The sequence below is a fragment of the Curtobacterium sp. UCD-KPL2560 genome, from assembly GCF_001705035.1.
GTDB lineage: Bacteria > Actinomycetota > Actinomycetes > Actinomycetales > Microbacteriaceae > Curtobacterium.
The window spans coordinates 19,514-36,322 of record NZ_MCIG01000026.1 but is presented as its reverse complement, the minus strand read 5'-3'; the positions used below and the strand labels follow the sequence as shown (position 1 = coordinate 36,322).

Annotated in this window: 15 protein-coding genes; 12 read left to right on the top strand and 3 right to left on the bottom strand. The window is 68.1% G+C overall.

Annotation, left to right across the window (positions count from 1 at the left end; all coding sequences use genetic code 11):
* Window positions 1-98: 98 nt before the first annotated feature.
* Both BEP24_RS18040 and BEP24_RS08240 read right to left on the bottom strand, forming a co-directional pair.
* A complete protein-coding gene (locus BEP24_RS18040) occupies window positions 99-1,160 on the bottom strand; it encodes a GNAT family N-acetyltransferase (RefSeq protein WP_083230222.1) in 1,062 nt (353 codons plus the stop codon).
* 155 nt (window positions 1,161-1,315) lie between these two features.
* Window positions 1,316-2,341, bottom strand: coding sequence for a LacI family DNA-binding transcriptional regulator (locus tag BEP24_RS08240; RefSeq protein WP_065962223.1), 1,026 nt, complete (start codon window positions 2,339-2,341; stop codon window positions 1,316-1,318).
* A gap of 222 nt (window positions 2,342-2,563) precedes the next feature.
* Between BEP24_RS08240 and BEP24_RS08235 the strand changes: the two genes are divergently transcribed.
* The 11 genes from BEP24_RS08235 (at window position 2,564) to BEP24_RS08185 (ending at window position 15,195) form a co-directional block, all read left to right on the top strand.
* On the top strand, window positions 2,564-3,499 hold the full coding sequence (locus BEP24_RS08235; RefSeq protein WP_065962218.1) for a sugar ABC transporter permease: 936 nt from the start codon (window positions 2,564-2,566) through the stop codon (window positions 3,497-3,499).
* The gene (locus tag BEP24_RS08230) at window positions 3,496-4,461 is read left to right on the top strand and encodes a carbohydrate ABC transporter permease (protein ID WP_065962216.1); all 966 of its coding nucleotides are present in this window, start codon (window positions 3,496-3,498) and stop codon (window positions 4,459-4,461) included. The genes BEP24_RS08235 and BEP24_RS08230 overlap by 4 nt, the downstream gene beginning before the upstream one ends.
* 197 nt (window positions 4,462-4,658) lie before the next feature.
* Entirely contained in the window at window positions 4,659-5,993 is a 1,335-nt protein-coding gene (locus BEP24_RS08225) for a sugar ABC transporter substrate-binding protein (RefSeq protein WP_171898759.1), read from the top strand.
* A gap of 69 nt (window positions 5,994-6,062) precedes the next feature.
* The gene (locus BEP24_RS08220) at window positions 6,063-7,979 is read left to right on the top strand and encodes a beta-galactosidase (protein WP_065962213.1); all 1,917 of its coding nucleotides are present in this window, start codon (window positions 6,063-6,065) and stop codon (window positions 7,977-7,979) included.
* Window positions 7,980-8,758: 779 nt separating this feature from the next.
* Window positions 8,759-9,769 carry a DUF1152 domain-containing protein gene (locus tag BEP24_RS08215; protein WP_065962211.1) on the top strand — a complete coding sequence of 337 codons (1,011 nt, stop codon included), beginning with the start codon at window positions 8,759-8,761 and terminating at the stop codon, window positions 9,767-9,769.
* Window positions 9,770-10,103: 334 nt separating this feature from the next.
* Window positions 10,104-11,204, top strand: coding sequence for a hypothetical protein (locus BEP24_RS08210; protein WP_065962208.1), 1,101 nt, complete (start codon window positions 10,104-10,106; stop codon window positions 11,202-11,204).
* The gene (hisG, locus tag BEP24_RS08205) at window positions 11,197-11,874 is read left to right on the top strand and encodes an ATP phosphoribosyltransferase (RefSeq protein ID WP_141693396.1); all 678 of its coding nucleotides are present in this window, start codon (window positions 11,197-11,199) and stop codon (window positions 11,872-11,874) included. Before BEP24_RS08210 ends, hisG begins: the two co-directional genes overlap by 8 nt.
* Window positions 11,871-12,602, top strand: coding sequence for an NTP transferase domain-containing protein (locus tag BEP24_RS08200; protein WP_065962205.1), 732 nt, complete (start codon window positions 11,871-11,873; stop codon window positions 12,600-12,602). Before hisG ends, BEP24_RS08200 begins: the two co-directional genes overlap by 4 nt.
* Window positions 12,599-13,828: an MFS transporter gene (locus BEP24_RS08195; protein WP_065962202.1), complete on the top strand. Its 1,230-nt coding sequence runs from the start codon at window positions 12,599-12,601 to the stop codon at window positions 13,826-13,828. Before BEP24_RS08200 ends, BEP24_RS08195 begins: the two co-directional genes overlap by 4 nt.
* Window positions 13,815-14,357 carry a GNAT family N-acetyltransferase gene (locus BEP24_RS08190; protein ID WP_171898757.1) on the top strand — a complete coding sequence of 181 codons (543 nt, stop codon included), beginning with the start codon at window positions 13,815-13,817 and terminating at the stop codon, window positions 14,355-14,357. Before BEP24_RS08195 ends, BEP24_RS08190 begins: the two co-directional genes overlap by 14 nt.
* A gap of 10 nt (window positions 14,358-14,367) precedes the next feature.
* A complete protein-coding gene (locus tag BEP24_RS08185) occupies window positions 14,368-15,195 on the top strand; it encodes a methyltransferase (RefSeq protein ID WP_065962199.1) in 828 nt (275 codons plus the stop codon).
* Window positions 15,196-15,325: 130 nt separating this feature from the next.
* Here BEP24_RS08185 and BEP24_RS08180 read toward each other — a convergent pair whose 3' ends face one another.
* Window positions 15,326-15,658, bottom strand: a complete 333-nt coding sequence (locus BEP24_RS08180) for a biopolymer transporter Tol (protein ID WP_065962197.1) — start codon at window positions 15,656-15,658, stop codon at window positions 15,326-15,328.
* A gap of 49 nt (window positions 15,659-15,707) precedes the next feature.
* On the opposite strand from BEP24_RS08180, the gene BEP24_RS08175 reads away from it, so the two are divergent.
* Window positions 15,708-16,781 carry a spore photoproduct lyase family protein gene (locus BEP24_RS08175; RefSeq protein ID WP_065962193.1) on the top strand — a complete coding sequence of 358 codons (1,074 nt, stop codon included), beginning with the start codon at window positions 15,708-15,710 and terminating at the stop codon, window positions 16,779-16,781.
* The last annotated feature ends 28 nt before the right edge of the window (window positions 16,782-16,809 follow it).

Here is a 16,809-nt window from a genome sequence, read left to right as displayed (position 1 = left end):
GGCCCTCCCGGCCCTCCCGGTCCGGTCGTCCCGGTCGTCCGGCCCGCTCGGTCCGGACGCCCGCCGCTCCGACGTCCCCGCCGTGCGCGACCCCGACGTCACCGCGCCGCGCGGGCCCGCTCCCGGATCGCCGTGACGACCTCGGTCTTCGCGTCGGCGTACGCGTTCGTGTCGTCCCACGTGCGCTCCACGAGCGCGCGCTTCACCGCCTCGTACCGCTGCCGGTCGTCGGGGTCGCGGCGCAGCTGGTCGCGCAGGAGCAGGTAGTCCTCGATCGCCGTCGCGCCGCGGTCGTAGACGTGCACGTGGGTGTCGCGGGTCGGCGTCCGGACGAGCCGGTGGCCCGGTTCGCGGACGCGCAGCTCGTACCCGGCGTCGAGCAGGGGGCGCAGCCAGGCGTCCTCGTCGGTGACGTCCGGGACCGCGACGACGATGTCGACGATCGGTTTGGCGGCCAGCCCGGGGACCGCCGTCGACCCGATGTGCTGGACCTGGACCGGCAGGTCCGCGAGCGCCGCGGTGATCCGGTCGCGGTGCTCCCGGTAGCGGTCGGCCCACGCCGGGTCGTGCTCGTGCATGCCGACCGTGAGCGGCTCGGGTCCGCCGACGATGTCGACCGTGTCGACGTCCGGTGCGTGGCGCGCGCCGGTGCGGATCCACCAGCGCTGGAGCCGGTGGTCGTCGGGGCCGGGGACCTCGTCCTGCAGGCGGCCGCCGGCGCGCTGGATCGTGCGGCGGGATGCGGGGTTCGCGGCGTCGCAGGTGACCAGGAGCTCGGGCATGCCGCGCTCGGCGGCCAGCACGACGACCCGGGCGAGTGCCTCGGCGGCCAGGCCCCGACCGCGGGCGGAGGGACGGACGCCGTAGCCGACGTGGCCGCCGGTCTCGCGGAGGAAGTCGTTCAGTTCGTGCCGGAGGGCGATGCTGCCGAGGTACTCGTCGCCCTCGACGAGCCAGCGGTACGTGCACGTCACGTGGTTCGGGCTCGCGGGCGTGGTCTCCTCGTCGAGGAGCTGCCCGACCCACTCGTCGAAGCCCGCGCGGTCGGTCAGGGCGTCGGCGTCGCGGATGCCGGCACCGTCCTGGTGGGCGCCGTCCCACTCGTCGAGGGCGCGGCGGAACGACGGGAAGTACCGGGTGGCGGGGGCGACGAGTTCCATCGGACGAGCCTAGGGGACGGGTGGCGCCGACCGTCCCGGCGGCGGTGCCGATCGGCCCCGCGCCGTTGCCGGCTTGCCCCGCGCCGGCGCCGCTCAGCCCTGCGGCGGTGCCGCTCAGCCCCGCGGCCGAGCCGCTCGCCCCGCGCCGGCACCGCTCAGCCCTGCGGCGGTGCCGTGCTCGCGCGTTCGACCAGCCGGACCGGCACCAGGTCGGTCTCGCCCCGCACCGGGACGCCGTCGATCTGGTCGAGCAGGTTCGCGACCGCGCGCCGCCCGACCTCGTCGAAGGACTGGTGCACGGTGGTCAGCGGCGGCCAGAACGAGTCGGCCTCGGGGGAGTCGTCGAACCCCACGACGCTCAACGACGACGGGACGGCGCGACCCCGTTCGTGCGCCGCACGCAGGACGCCGAGCGCGGTCTGGTCGTTCGCGGCGAACACCGCGGTCACCTCGGGTCGGTCGGCGATCTCGAGGCCCGCCCGGTAGCCGTGCTCGGTCGTCCAGCCGCCGTGGAACACCGGCGGGACCGGACGGCCGGCACGTTCGAGCGTGTCCTGCCACGCGGCGAGCCGGCGGGCGGCGGAGTACGACGAGGTCGGCCCGGCGACGTGCCAGACGGTCTCGTGCCCGAGGTCGAGCAGGTGCTGCGTGGCCTGCCGAGCGCCGTCGGCCTGGTCGGTGTCGATCGAGGGGTGGTCGGTGGTGCCGGTGGAGTCGACGACGACCATCGGCACGCCGTCGGGCAGCACGACCTCGGCAGTGTCGATGATGTGCGACTCGATGATGATCACGACGCCGTCGACGGCCTGTTCGTGCAGGCGCGAGAAGGCCGAGCGGACGCCCTCCTCGGTGCGCGACGCCATCGGCAGCAGCGTGATGGTGAAGTCCGCCGCGACGGCCGCCTCGGCGATCGCCTCGAGCGTGCGCATGTTGCCGAAGGACGCGAGCGAGAACATGATCACGCCGATGGTGCGGAAGCGTCCGGAGCGCAGGGCCCGGGCGGCGCGGTTCGGCCGGTAGCCGAGTTCGTCCATCGCCCGCTGCACGCGGTCGCGGGTGTCCGGGCTGACGTTGTCGAAGCCCCGGGCGACGCGGGACACGGTCTGCATCGACACACCGGCGGCCTCGGCCACGGCGGCCATCGACGGCGCACGGCGGCCAGCCGTCAGGTCGGTCGACACGGGCGCTCCTCGAGGCTGCTGGTGCTGTGGGGCCGTGACGGGTGCGGACGGGGTTCCGTGCCGACCTGCGACGGCGCAGGACTCCCGAACGGTAGCGCATGTTGACGTTGCCATGCTACGGTTCCGACGTTCGATGTTGACGTCAACATCGACGTCCCCCGACCACGGACCGAGCAGCACCGGATCCGGTCGGCACACGAACGCACCAGACGAGGGAGTCACATGAGCACGCTCGCAGCGCGTCCGGCCGAGGCGGCCTCCGCCCCGCGGCCGACCGCTCGCCGCCCCAAGCCCCGGGGGCGGTTCACCGGCTGGCTCTTCGTCGGCCCGTTCGTCGTGGTCCTCGTGGCCATGCTCATCGTCCCGATCGGCTACGCGCTCTGGCTCAGTCTGTTCCGCGACCAGCTCATCGGCGGCAACCAGTTCGTCTGGTTCGCCAACTACGTGCAGCTGTTCCAGGACGCCAAGTTCTGGTCCGGCCTCGGCCGCGTCGCGCTGTTCCTCGTCGTGCAGGTCCCGATCATGCTCGGCCTCGCGCTCGTCGCCGCCCTCGCGCTCGACAGCGCCCGCCTGTGGGGGACCGGCTTCTTCCGCATCGCGGTGTTCCTGCCCTACGCGGTCCCCGGTGTCGTCGCGGCGCTCATCTGGGGCTTCATCTACGGCAACCAGTTCGGTCTGACCGGTGCCGCCAACCAGGCCATGGGCATCGACCTGCTGCAGCCGTTCAGCCCGGACTGGGTGCTCACCTCGATCGGCAACGTCGTGACGTGGGAGTTCCTGGGCTACAACATGCTCATCTTCTACGCCGCGCTCCGCACGGTGCCGGGCGAGCTGTACGAGGCCGCCGAGCTCGACGGTGCCGGCCCGATGCGCACGGTGTTCTCGATCAAGATCCCCGCACTCCGCGGCCCGATGGTGATCGCGACGATCTTCTCGATCATCGGCAGCTTCCAGCTCTTCAACGAGCCGAACCTGCTGAAGACCCTGGCCCCGAACGTCATCGGCAGCGCCTTCACCCCGAACATGTACGCCTACTCGCTGTCCTTCAGCGGCCAGCAGTTCAACTACTCCGCCACGGTCGCCATCGTCATGGGCGTCATCACCGCCGTGATCGCCTACGTCGTCCAGGTCCGCGGAACCCGCCAGGAGAACCGATGAGCACCCTGCAGCACCCCGCCGGCCCGGCGACCGTCACCGAGGCGACCACGACGCAGCGCGACCCGCGCGCCGTGACGAGCCGCGCCTCCCGGAAGCCCCGCAAGCCTGTCGACGGACGCAAGGTGAAGCGCTCCGGCCTGCTGACCGCGGTAATGGTGGTCTTCGTCGTCTACTCGTTCGCGCCGCTGTTCTACCTGCTCGTGAACAGCACGAAGACGCAGTCGTCGCTCCTGTCGACCTTCGGCCTGTGGTTCGGCGGCGACTTCACCCTCTGGCAGAACATCGTCGACACGCTGACCTACGACGACGGCATCTTCGTCCAGTGGCTCGGCAACACGCTGCTGTACGTCGTCGTCGGCGCCGGCGGTGCGACCCTGCTCGCGACGGTCGCCGGCTACGGCATGGCCAAGTTCCAGTTCCCCGGCCGCCGCGCGGTGTTCGCGGTCGTCCTCGGCGCGATCGCGGTGCCCGGCACCGCCCTCGCCGTCCCGACCTTCCTGCTGTTCTCGCAGTTCGGCCTGACGAACACCCCGTGGGCGATCATCCTGCCGTCGCTGATCAGCCCGTTCGGCATGTACCTGATCTGGACCTACGCGATCGACGCGATCCCGACCGAACTCATCGAGGCCGCCCGCATGGACGGCGCCGGCGAGTTTCGGATCTTCTTCACCATCGCGCTGAAGCTCCTCGCCCCGGGCGTCGTGACGGTCCTGCTGTTCGCGGTCGTCGCGACCTGGAACAACTACTTCCTGCCGCTCATCATGCTGAGCGACCCGAAGTGGTACCCGCTGACCGTCGGCCTGAACCAGTGGAACGCGCAGGCCACCGGCTCCGGCGCGCAGCCGATCTACAACCTCGTCGTCACCGGATCGCTCCTCACGATCATCCCGATCGTGGTCGCGTTCCTCTTCCTGCAGCGCTTCTGGCAGTCCGGCCTCGCGGCCGGGTCCGTCAAGGCCTGATCCCGCCACCCGGCTGCCGGTCCACCTCGGACCGTCGGCCGGGAGGCACGGTGCCGGTCCGCCCCGGACCGCACCGCAGCACCACCGCACGACCCGGCGCCGGCCGGCGTCCGCACCGCCCGCGGTGCGGCCGGTCCGGCACCGGCGCACCACCTGCACCACGGAACATCCCCGATCACGAAGAAGTGGAAGGCACCATGCACAAGCGCATCCGGCGCGGGTTCAGCGCCCTCGCCATCGGCGTCACCGCCGCCATCGCCCTCGCGGCCTGCGCCTCCGGTGGCTCGTCCGCCGGCGGCTCGTCCGGCGACATCGACAAGGCACTCAAGGACGGCGGCACGCTGACGTACTGGTCCTGGACCCCCTCGGCCAAGGACCAGGTCGCCGCGTTCGAGAAGCAGTACCCCAAGGTGAAGGTCAAGATCGTCAACGCCGGCACCGGTGCCGACCAGTACACGAAGCTGCAGAACACGATCAAGGCCGGCTCGGGCGCCCCCGACGTCGCGCAGGTCGAGTACTACGCCCTGCCGCAGTTCGCGCTGTCGGACTCGCTCGTCGACCTCAAGTCGTACGGCTTCGACAAGCTCGAGAGCAAGTTCTCGAAGGGCACCTGGAGCAACGTCGCGATGGACGGCAAGGTCTACGGCCTGCCGCAGGACTCCGGCCCCATGGCGCTGTTCTACAACGAGAAGGTCTTCGACCAGTACGGCATCGCCGTGCCGAAGACGTGGGACGAGTACGTCGCCGCGGCGAAGAAGCTGCACGAGGCCGACCCGTCGAAGTACATCGCGGCGGACTCCGGCGACGCCGGCTTCACCACGAGCATGATCGCCCAGGCCGGCGGCACCCCCTTCACCACGAAGGGCGACCAGGTCACGATCAACCTCGAGGACGCGGGCACGAAGAAGTGGACCAAGACCTGGGACCAGCTCGTCGAGCAGGGGCTCCTGTCGAAGACCACCGGCTGGACCGACGACTGGTACAAGCAGCTCGGCAACGGCCAGATCGCCACGATGATCACCGGTGCCTGGATGCCCGGCAACCTGATGGCCAGCGTCCCCGAGTCGAAGGGTGACTGGCGCGTCGCCCCGATGCCGACGTACGACGGCGGCCAGGCACAGACCGCGAGCAACGGCGGCAGCGCCGAGGCGGTCATGAAGCAGTCGAAGAACCCGGCCCTCGCCGCGGGCTTCCTGAAGTGGCTCAACTCGTCCAAGGAGTCGACGAAGGTCTTCATGGAGTCCGGCGGCTTCCCGTCGACCACCGCCGACCTCGACTCCAGCGCGTTCCTGCAGGAGAAGCCGGAGTACTTCGGCGGCCAGGAGATCAACAAGGTGCTCGTCGACGCGTCGAAGACCTCGGCCACCGACTTCACCTACCTGCCCTACCAGGTGTACGCGAACAGCGTCTACGCGGACACCGTCGGCCAGTCGTACGAGAACGGCACCTCGCTCGAGAGCGGGCTCGAGGCCTGGCAGAAGGCCCTCGTGAAGTACGGCAACGACCAGGGCTTCACGGTCACCAGCAAGTAAGACGTCCCACCACCACCTCGGGGCCGTGCGGATCTTCCGCACGGCCCCGATCCCTGAGAGGGTCACACCATGCGCTTCGCCATCGGCGACACCGACTTCCTGCTCGACGGCGAGCCGCACCGGGTGCTCTCCGGCGCGATCCACTACTTCCGCGTCCACCCCGACCTGTGGCAGGACCGGATCCGCAAGGCCCGGCTCATGGGCCTCAACACCATCGAGACCTACGTCGCGTGGAACGCCCACGCGCCGCGTCCCGGCGAGTTCGACCTGACCGGTGGCCTCGACCTCGGGCGGTTCCTCGACCTCGTCGCCGCCGAGGGCATGCACGCCATCGTCCGCCCCGGCCCGTACATCTGCGCCGAGTGGTCGAACGGCGGCCTGCCGTACTGGCTCTTCGCGGACGGCTCCGTGGGTGTGCGCCGCGACGAGCCCGGCTTCCTGGCCGCCGTGCGGCAGTACCTGGAGCAGCTCGCCCCCGTGCTCGTCCCGCGGCAGGTCGACCAGGGCGGGCCGATCGTGCTCGTGCAGGTCGAGAACGAGTACGGCGCGTACGGCTCCGACCCCGTCTACCTGACGAAGCTCGAGCAGATGCACCGCGACGTCGGGCTGACCGTGCCGTTCACGAGCGTCGACCAGCCGATGGGCACCATGCTCGAGGACGGGTCGCTGCCGTCGCTGCACAAGACCGGGTCCTTCGGCTCGAGGTCCACCGAGCGGCTCGCCCGCCTGCGCCAGGCCCAGCCCACCGGTCCGCTCATGTGCTCGGAGTTCTGGGACGGCTGGTTCGACAGCTGGGGCGAGCACCACCACACCACGCCCGCGTCCGCGAGCGCCGAGGACCTCGACGTCCTGCTGGCCGCCGGCGGCTCCGTGAACATCTACATGTTCCACGGGGGCACGAACTTCGGCTTCACGAACGGTGCGAACGACAAGGGCGTCTACCGCCCGATCGCGACGTCGTACGACTACGACGCCCCGCTCGACGAGGCCGGTCGCCCCACCGACAAGTTCCACGCGTTCCGCGCGGTGATCGAGCGCTACGCGCCCGTCCCGCCGCTGCCCGCCTCGATGCAGCCGGGCGGGTCCGGTCACCTGGACGAGGACGCGCCCGCCGCGCTGGCATCCGGAGCAGCTGGCTCCGCGCCGGGTGCGTCGGCACCGGTCGCGTCGGCACCGGTCGCGTCGGCACCGGGTGCGTCCGGCACCGGCCGGGAGGCGCGCCCCGCGCCCGCCGCGGACGTCGCCGTCCGCCTCGACCGGGTCGCGTCGCTGCGCTCCCTGCTACCCGCGCTCACCGACTGGTCGACGCACGACGAGCCGCCGACCTTCGACGCGCTCGGGGCGGCCAGCGGCTTCGTCCTGTACCGCGCCGAGGTCGACCTGCCGGACGGCGGCGTCCTCACCGTCGGCACCGAGGTCCGCGACCGTGCGGTCGTCTCCGTCGACGGCGTCGTGGTCGGCGTGCTCGAACGCGAGCACCACGACCGGGCCGTCGCGCTCCCGCCGGTCACCGGCACGCTCGAGCTGCTCGTCGAGGACCAGGGGCGGGTCGACTACGGCCCCCGCATCGGCGAGCCGAAGGGCCTGCTCGGCGGGGTCGCCGTCGACGGGGTCCCGGTCGCCCGGTGGACCGCGTCACCGCTCGCCCTCGACCCGATCGCCCCCACCGCGCTGTCCCTGCTCGCCGACGCGGTCCCGACGGACGGCGACGTGCTCGCCGGGCCGGTGTTCGCCGCGGGGTCGTTCGAGCTCGCGGAACCGGGGGACCGGTACCTGTCGCTCGACGGCTTCCGGAAGGGCGTCGCCTGGGTCAACGGGTTCTGCCTCGGCCGGTACTGGTCGCGCGGGCCGCAGCGGACCCTCGCCGTGCCGGGTCCGGTGCTGCGGGCCGGCCGCAACGAGGTCGTCGTGTTCGAGGTGCACGCGTCGGCCGCACGCCGGGTCTGCCTGCTCACCGAGCCCGACCTCGGCCACACCGAGGCGTAGCGCGAGCGTAGGCCGACGCCCGGGGGCAACCAAGCGCTGTACTCCGGGTGTAGCTGCCTGCGCGGTTCGCGTGATCGGCACAGCCCGAAGGGTTCAGCCGGACCTGCTCTCCCATCGAGGCCAATCTCACAACACCTTCGCCGGCGTCCAACGTCCTCTCCTCTCGGACCGAGACGGGGCTTGCCGGCAGAACCACGGGGAACGACTCGACGTGTACGAGCGTCTCGGAGGACCTGTTAGACCACTGTTCTGGCGGTGTGCACCAGGCAGCTTTTGACGGTCGTCCAGGCTCGACACATCCTCCGATTCCGCGTCGATCCCGACCGCGGCGCGAGTCGCTCGACGTCAACCGAAGGTAACCCTGAGTTCTGCGTCTCGAATCGACTCCATGGCGCCGTTCGACTCGACCGAGCCGGGCGGAAGCACTCAGACCGGGCAGGTCGTGGAGAACGAAGGATGACGTCCGCCGATGGACGCCACACGGCTGCCGCCACCTCCCCTCGACAAACGCGCTGTCCGTGGGCAGCCACGACCACGAACCGAGATGTGGCATGTGACGTACTACAATAGTAGGGTGAGACTGCCGCTACAGCGTGGCGCGAGTGGAGAAGGGGGGTGATTCGCCGTGGAAACGAAGAACGCTCTTGAAGCGCTGATCGAGGAGATCGAGTCGATCGACATCGCACAGCTTCCCGAGGGCAACTTGATGAGCTGGTGAATTCACGGCTCGCTCCCCTCCACGACACGGGGAGCGAGCCGCCCTACCACTGGGGAGAACAGTGACCGTGTACATGGCCGCCGGAGGGCCGGGCGATCTCATCGTCGCTGCCGCCCTTTCTGAGGTGAGTCCGATCGACAGTTTTGTCACGTTCGCTTGGCGTCGTGACGCTCTGTCTGCCGGCTACAGCCCATGGTCGGCACTGCATGGGGTAGACCGAGCGGCTCATGGCCGGGTCGACCCTGAGACGTTCACCATCGACGGCAGGTGGGATCAGGTGCGCACTCTGGCCCAGAACCTACCCGGGAGCTTGCACCTGCTCGATGTCGACGACTTGTCCTGGTCCGCCGGCGTGTTGAACGCGTTGGTCTCGAAGGACGTCCACGAGCGCGTGGTTCTGGTCGATGCGGGGGGAGACATACTGGGCGAGTCTTCTCATGAGGGCTTGACGAGTCCCTTGCTCGAAGCACTTGCAATTCGTCTCGTGATCGACGCCGACCAGATCCGGGCCGCTGATGTGATCGTGGCCGGCCCGGGGGTCGACAACGAGCTGACTCAGGTAGAGATCACCGTCCGCCTGTCCGAGATGCCGCACGAAGACTGCCGTATCGATGCGGGGGCACCGAAGCTCCTGGACGTGTTCGACGCCGTCGACTCCGAAGCGAGCAGGCTTTGGCTCAGCGCCCTTTCGGGTCGCCGCGGCCGAGTGTGGTGCGATGGGCGAGGGCGGCCAGTGCACCTCAACTGTTTCGCCGCCCGAGCTGTTCGTCTACCGCTGACAGCGTTGACCCGAAATCCTGGGCTCGCGGTGCGCCCCGCCGCCAGGGGGATTCGGGATGCCAATGTCGATCTCGTCGACAGCGGGTACGTCGATGAGATGCGTGCAAACGCATCTCGCCTTTCCGTCCTACCGATCCAGGCCCGGCGAGAAGCGGTCGACGATTGCCGTGTAGGTGATTTCGTCACCAACCGGTTCCAGCAACGTTACGGGAGGCAGTTGTTGACGGTGCGAAGTGTTGGCGACGGTCTTCTGTCGAGGATCGAGGCGATCGGCAGTGATCGTGCAGTCTGAGGCGATGGAAGTGCGGCTGACCTTCGATGAGCTGGAGGGTGTTGCATCTCGAGCAAGACGCGACTCCAAGCCCCCGTACGTCCGAGTCCGGCTTCCAGGCGGCGCTCTCGCCGTTGCAACGGCGCCCCCGCCGAACTGGCAGTCGCGCTTCGAACTGCGAGGGCGTGCTTCTCGGGCCGAGCGAGGGTACTTGCTTGCCGGCCACGGCGACGGCTTGCATCTCCTGCTCGGCGATTCGTGTCTGTGTGGCGCGCGCGTCTCGGTGGGCACGCACAGCGCGGCTGACGGCTGCAGAGCAGGCGGGGCGTGCCGAAAATCGCGAGCGGTGCGCTGCGTGAAGTTTGCGGCGAACATGCGAGGCGACGTGTGTTTCCTCCTTTCTTGCAACAGCGCAAACCTCGCAGCCCAGCTCGGCTCGCCGGGCCTGAGTCTCGCGTGGACGCTCCTTGAAGCTGGCTTCTCGAAGGTGGTTGCTTCGACGAGGCAGGTGATCGTCAACCGAAGGCAGATCGCTGTCATCGAGGACAGCTGGATGGCCGGTGACTCGGTCGAGAACATCGTCCAGAACTTGAACGATCTACCGGAGGTGGATGGCGCGTACGTCCTCCTGGTGCCCGCTGGGGGGGACGAGGCCGAAGAACACCCGGACGCCTCGTCGAACCTGCCACGGTCCTTCCCGACGAGAGCGCCGTCTCAGGTGAAGCGATTACGGGCCATCGAAGAGGTCATCCTGGCCGCCGTTGCGCACGTGGGCGCCAACAGCGCGCTTGGCCGACGACTTGCGGAGCAGGGGAGGTTGATATCCGGGCTCGCGACACTGGAGACGAGAGCATACTTCTCCGCAGCGACGCCGCAGGCCGACCTGCGCGATCGCATTCATCGCGCGATCAGGACTGGCTGGGAGCACTGCGTCGAAGAGGGCCTACTCGGGTCAGGATCGGGTCACGGAGACGTTCTCCAGAAAGCGATGATCGGTAGAGCGCGGCTCGCACCGAGCAGCTCGACACATTCCGGACGATTCTGCGCCATGTGTTCGGGGACGGTCTGGCAAACGACGAGCGGTGTGGCGCAGCGCTGGTTGATCTCTTGGTGCAGCGGTTGCGGCGTCAAGCGGGCTTCCGCCCAGGGCGATGGTCCCGCGACCTTCTTGGATGTGGACAGACCTGTACTGGCTGGTGAACGTCACTTGGTGCGCCTACCGATGTCCGACGAGACGACATCGGGGACTGTCTTCGTACAAGTTCGGGACAAGTCGAGGAGAGTTCCGGTCGTCGAACAGAGCGAACGTTTCGAAGAGCGGCCGAGTGATGTGTTGTTCGCAGTGCCCGGCGACGCAGGGCCTGACATCGGCTCGGTGCGAGTGGTCATCTTCGGTACCGATCGCCTGGCGTACTTGCGCGAGGTGTTCGAGATAGAAAGAAGTGTGGATGAGTGAAGCGAGATCGTTCCTTGATCTGCCACGCGTCGAGCGAAGAGAGGCTCTACGATTCGGGGTGCCGAACCAGGGCAGGTTGCGTGCGGAAGTGCGGGAGGCTCTCGACTGGAAGGGATGGGGCTCCGACAGTAGGAGTCTCACTTTCCGTGCAGACGGAATCCTGGTCGTCCTCGCCAGATCCACGGACCTTCCGAGGTTAGTAGCGAGCGGCGCCCTGGATGCGTGCGTCTCCGCGCACGACTACGTCGTCGAGTCGGGGACAGCGTCGCAGTTGCGCATGGTGAAGGACCTCGGCATCCAGCGCACGAAGTTGTGCGTTGTGCGGCGTGACGACGATGAAGAGCTCGAGGATGTCACCCGATCTCTCACCGTCGTCAGCCAGTACCCGAACATCGCCAGCGACTGGATCCGACGTCACCCCCTGCGCCGTCGTATGACGCTCGTTCCGATCGACGGAGCGGCCGAGGTGTTCGTCAGTCCGGGTATGGCCGACCTAGCAATCGATGCAGTCATGACCGGCCTGAGCCTCGAGGCGAACGGTATGCGGATCGCTGAGTGCTTGTTCGAGAGTTCGGGACGGATCTACCGGTCCCGGCGGATTGCGAAAGATGCCCGGGCACTGCAGTTGCTCACCGGTGTGACGGCGCGTATGGATTCGGCGCTCCGGTGAGGGCCATCATCCTGGCGGGCGGTCTCGGCACCCGGGTCTCGTCGCCCGGTCCGAAGGCGCTCGTCCAGGTCGCAGGAAGAGCGTTGCTCGAGTGGGTGCTTGAGGAGACTGAAGGATTGGAAACCACGATCCTGGTCCGTGACGATGCGCTGACTGCCTTCGAGCACGAGCCTTGGCTCCGCGGAGTGCGTATCTCCGTAGCGAAGGCAGATACGCCCGCTCGATCGATCGCGCGTGAAGTTTCGGTCGGCGAGATCGTCGTGGTGCTGCATACAGACGAATTGTGTCTGGGCTCGGCAGGAGCGAGATGCTACTCAGCGATCGCGGAACGGTTCAACTTGCCGGTGGTCGGCTCCTCGGCGGCTCGCCTCACAGAGACAATTCGACTGGGGTTGAGTCGGTCGGCTGAAGTCGTCCTGGAAGACGACGAGCGCTTCCCGCCGGGGGAGTTCGACCCCCTCATGATGGACATCGGGGCTGGGGAAGCGAAGTGGGCGCGGAGGAGCGACGCGCCCCAGGGAGTGCAGGCGCGGTACATCGGGCGCTACGCCTTCAGGACATCGGAGGCGCTCCTCGCCAACCTCAGCGTCGGACGGAGTGTTCTCGGGGCGATCTTGGCTTCCTCCGCCCGCTTCGTCGCTGCTGACCTGCCGAAGACCTATCAGGACTGCGGCACCGACGCCCTGTTGCGGCTCGCCGACGAGCAGATCGGGGTTGCCAGCACGTGAATCAGTTCGCACTGCTGCGCCGCAACAGGGCGTTCTCGCGGTTCTGGTTGAGTCAGGTGACGGGGCTGATGGGTGCGTCGCTCATGACCGTGGTCGCGAGTCTCGCGGTGCTGGAGCACGGCGGCGACGCCTCGAGCGTCGCGGAGATACTCGCTGCTCGCGCGATCGGTCTCTTCCTTGGTTATCTCGTGCTCGGGGGATTGAGTGTGCATCTCGAGCCACGGAACCTCATGATCTGGGCCGACTTACTGCGGGTTCTGACCACTCTTCTCGTGGCTGTTGGGATATCGACGGGCTGCTTCCCGGTCGCGGTCGCGGCCGTTCTGGTCACTGGCTTGGCCGAGGCAGTGTTCTCCCCGTCTGCACGGGCGCTCCTGATTGCGATCGTCGCGAGCGACGATCTCGCTTCAGCGAACAGCCTGTCCTCTCTTGCACGGAGCTCCACCATGATCGCGGGACCCGCACTCGCAGCTCTCCTCCTGCTCATCGTGGCACCCGTGTGGGGGATTCTCCTGAACTGCGCGGCTTTCGGGATGAGCGCACTATTCCTCGGCCGGCTGCTGTACGTCGGCGGGACGGACAAGCGGCCAGCCTTGACTCCACGAACCTATGCGCGAAGCCTTCGCGAGGGTGCGGCTGCTCTGTTGTGCACCAGCTGGCTGTGGCGGTACGCGACGGCCGGGGCTCTGCAGACGGTTCTGGCGGTCGGGGCATGGACGGTGCTCGGGCCAGTACTCGTGCGAGACGCGTGGGGAGCGAGTGCGTTCGGGGCGGTGCTCGGTGCCTTCGCGATCGGCGGCCTGATCGGTGCCTTGTCCGCACCGGTTCTGGCGCGGGGACGGGCAGCGGTCCGCGCAAGCCTGTTCGTAGCCCTCTTCGGGGTCGCTTTGTTGGGTGTAGCTCAAGAGCGCCTCGCGATCTGTCTCCTGGGGTGCTGCATCGGCGGGGCGAGTCTCGAGCTGGGAAAAGTGCTCTTCGACACGGTGCTGCAGACAAACATTCCTGCAGAGTTGCTCGGTCGGACCAGCGCTCTGCTGATGCTCCCCTCGACATTCCTCCTCCCGCTTTCGTACCTCGTCGTAGGTGGGCTGTCCGAGCGCATCGGTCCGGCACCGGTGATCAGAGCAGCGGCTGTGTCCGCAGCGATGTGCATGGTTGTCTTCGCGATGCAAAGAACCACGAGATTGATGGAGGTCAAGGATGAAAGCGCAAGTGCTCCCAGCTGAGGAGATCGACGCCGGTGACGGGATCTCCCTCACGCCTCTCCGTGCCGAGGACGCCGATGATTGTTTCCTGGCCTGTCAGGACGAGACGGTGAATCGCTGGATTCCGTTGCCTTCGCCGTACACGCGGGCTATCGCTCGTAGCTGGTGCGAAGGGGGTGCTGAGGCCTATCGGCTCAGCGGTTCCGGGGTTCAGTTCGCGATTCGCTTGTACGGGTCCTTCGTCGGTTGTATGTCGCTGAAGAACCCGAATTGGAGGGAAGGCATCGTAGAGGTCAGCTACTGGTTGGCTGAGAACGAGCGGGGGAAGGGCATCACCGGCCGTGCGGTCGCGGCCTTGTCGAACTACGCGTTCTCGGTCGGCTTCGATCGGGTCGAGCTGCGTGTGGCGCAGGGTAACTCGGCGTCAGCCCGTGTAGCTCAGAAAGCAGGTTTCCGAGAAGAGGGTCTGCTGCGCTCTGCGGGAGTCCTTCGTTCTGGCCGCACGGACATGCGGCTCTTCTCATTGCTCATGACCGATGTGTTCAAGTGAGGAGAGGCGGATGTTCGACATCGAGATCGAGTTGACATCGGATCTCTCCTCTGTCCGGACACGCGTGTTCCACGGAGGGCGCTTGGTCAGGAGCTACGAGCGAGGCGCCCCACGGTCTCTGCTGACAGACGCTGTTCGCTACGTCTCGTCCGGACTTGCGTTGAGACTGGAGGTCATCTTCGAAGAGACGCGGATCGTCTGGGCTCCCGGTGCGTATCAAATCACGCTCGACGCCTTCCGGCTGGTGCGAGCGGCGCGCGCACGCCTCGCTGGAGGGTCGACGCGGACTCTGATCGACGTCGGTTGCGGCTCGGGCGTGGTCGGACTGAACCTCATCGCCGCGCTCGATGGGCTGGAGGCCATCACGCTGCTCGACCTCAGCGAGAGCGCACTTCGGCTTGCTGAGCAAAATTTCGACGGGATCGATCAAGTGGTTCATGGTGCGTTCGTGCTTTCCGACTACAGAAGCCTCGAGCGGGGGCAGGAATTCGACGTGGCAGTGAGCAACCCTCCTTACTTCCCCAGCGGTTCTGTGATCCCAAGGGTCGGGCAAGTCACCATGAGCGATGAATTCGGACTCTACGGATCGCTTGTCGATGCGGTCGGTGTGCACGCAGAAAAAGTGATCATGACTCGCTCCGAGGCTTTCGCTTCGGAGATCGACGCGATCATCGAAACACGATCCGATCTGGTCGTCTCCCGTCTTGCCAGTTGGAGAGCACCGTTACCAGCTCACCTCATCGCGCCGCAGTTCCTGGGGCGGTTCTACGATCTTCCGAGTTCGGCTCACGAGGTTGAACACGAGGTCTCCGTGCTCGAGCTGTGCCTCAAGTCGTGAGAGCGGAACCGTGCTTGCAGGATGTGCCAGATCCGCGACTGACCTGACGAAGTCACCTCCGCAGGGCCGCTGCGGTGATGGACCTGAGCGTCGAGACCCCGCTCCAGTTGAAGCGGGCGGATCGCCGCAGTCACGATCGGTGCGAGTCGGGAACGTCGAGAGTGTCGAGCGCGTCGAGCTCCTCGAGCGCCCGCCGGGCGTCGGCGACCCGGTCGGCCTCGGGGCGCGTCCACCACTCCGGACCGCGTTCGCCGAGCCCGTGCTTCGCCAGGCCGTTCCGGTGCCGGGCCGCAGCGAGCGCGGCGTCGTCGCCCGCGCGCTTCGCCTGCCGGACCCCGCCCCGCCCGCGGCCGAGGTGGGACCGGAGCGCCGCGGCGAGGTCCTCGGGGAGCGCGGGGTCGGTCCGGCGCCACCGGCGGCCGTCGACGACGAAGAAGTGGTCGTCGGGTTCGCTCGCGGGCACGACCCGAGTCTGCCAGGCGGTGTCGGCGGTGCCCGGTAGACAGGAGCCGATGACGGAACCACGCGTGCGCCCGATGCTCGACGTCCGACGCATCTACGCCGAGGACGCGGCGCTCGCACTGCCCCGGGGGCAGGAGGTGGTCGGGCGGTGGCCGGACGCCGAGATCGTCCCGGTCGCGTCGCACTGGCAGATCCCCGAGGTGCACGGCGACGAGCGCAACGTGCAGCGGTGGGTCCGGATCAAGACCGAGGCGCTCGTGCTCGGCGTGAAGAAGTCCCTCGTCACCCGGCCGAACGGCCGCTCGGCGGACTTCATCGCCCCGTCCACGGCGAACGGCTGCGCGATGGCGTGCGCCTACTGCTACGTGCCCCGGCGCAAGGGGTACTCGAACCCCGTGACGGTGTTCGCGAACATCGAGCAGATCACGGCGCACCTCGCGCGGAACATCGCGAAGCAGGGGCCGAAGACCGAGCCGAACCAGTGCGACCCCGAGGCGTGGGTGTACGACATCGGCGAGAACAGCGACTGCTCGGTCGACGCGGTGATCAGCGACAACGTCCGCGACCTGTGCGACCTGTTCCGGATGAGCCCGACCGCCAAGGCCTCCTTCGCCACGAAGTACGTCAACCGCGACCTGCTCGACTGGGACCCCCTCGGCCGCACGCGCATCCGGTTCTCGCTCATGCCGCACGAGACGGCCAAGGTCACCGACATCCGCACCTCGCCGATCGCCGAACGGATCGCGGCGGTGAACGACTTCGTCGAGGCCGGGTACGAGGTGCACCTCAACTTCTCGCCCGTCGTCCTCACCCCCACGTGGGAGGCCGACTGGACCGAGCTGCTCCGGCAGGTCGACGACGTCCTGTCCCCGGCGGCCAAGGCGCAGCTCGCGGCCGAGGTGATCTTCCTCACCCACAACGAGCCGCTGCACGAGGTCAACCTCGGCTGGCACCCGAAGGCCGAGGACCTGCTGTGGCGCCCGGACCTGCAGGAGCGCAAGGTGTCCCAGAACGGCGCCGTGAACGTCCGGTACCGGTCGGGCATGAAGGGACAGCTCGTCGAGCGGTTCCGCGAGCTGGTCGCCGAGCACCTGCCGAGTTGCCGCATCCGCTACGCGTTCTGAGACGACGAACGCCCGCACCGACGAACGG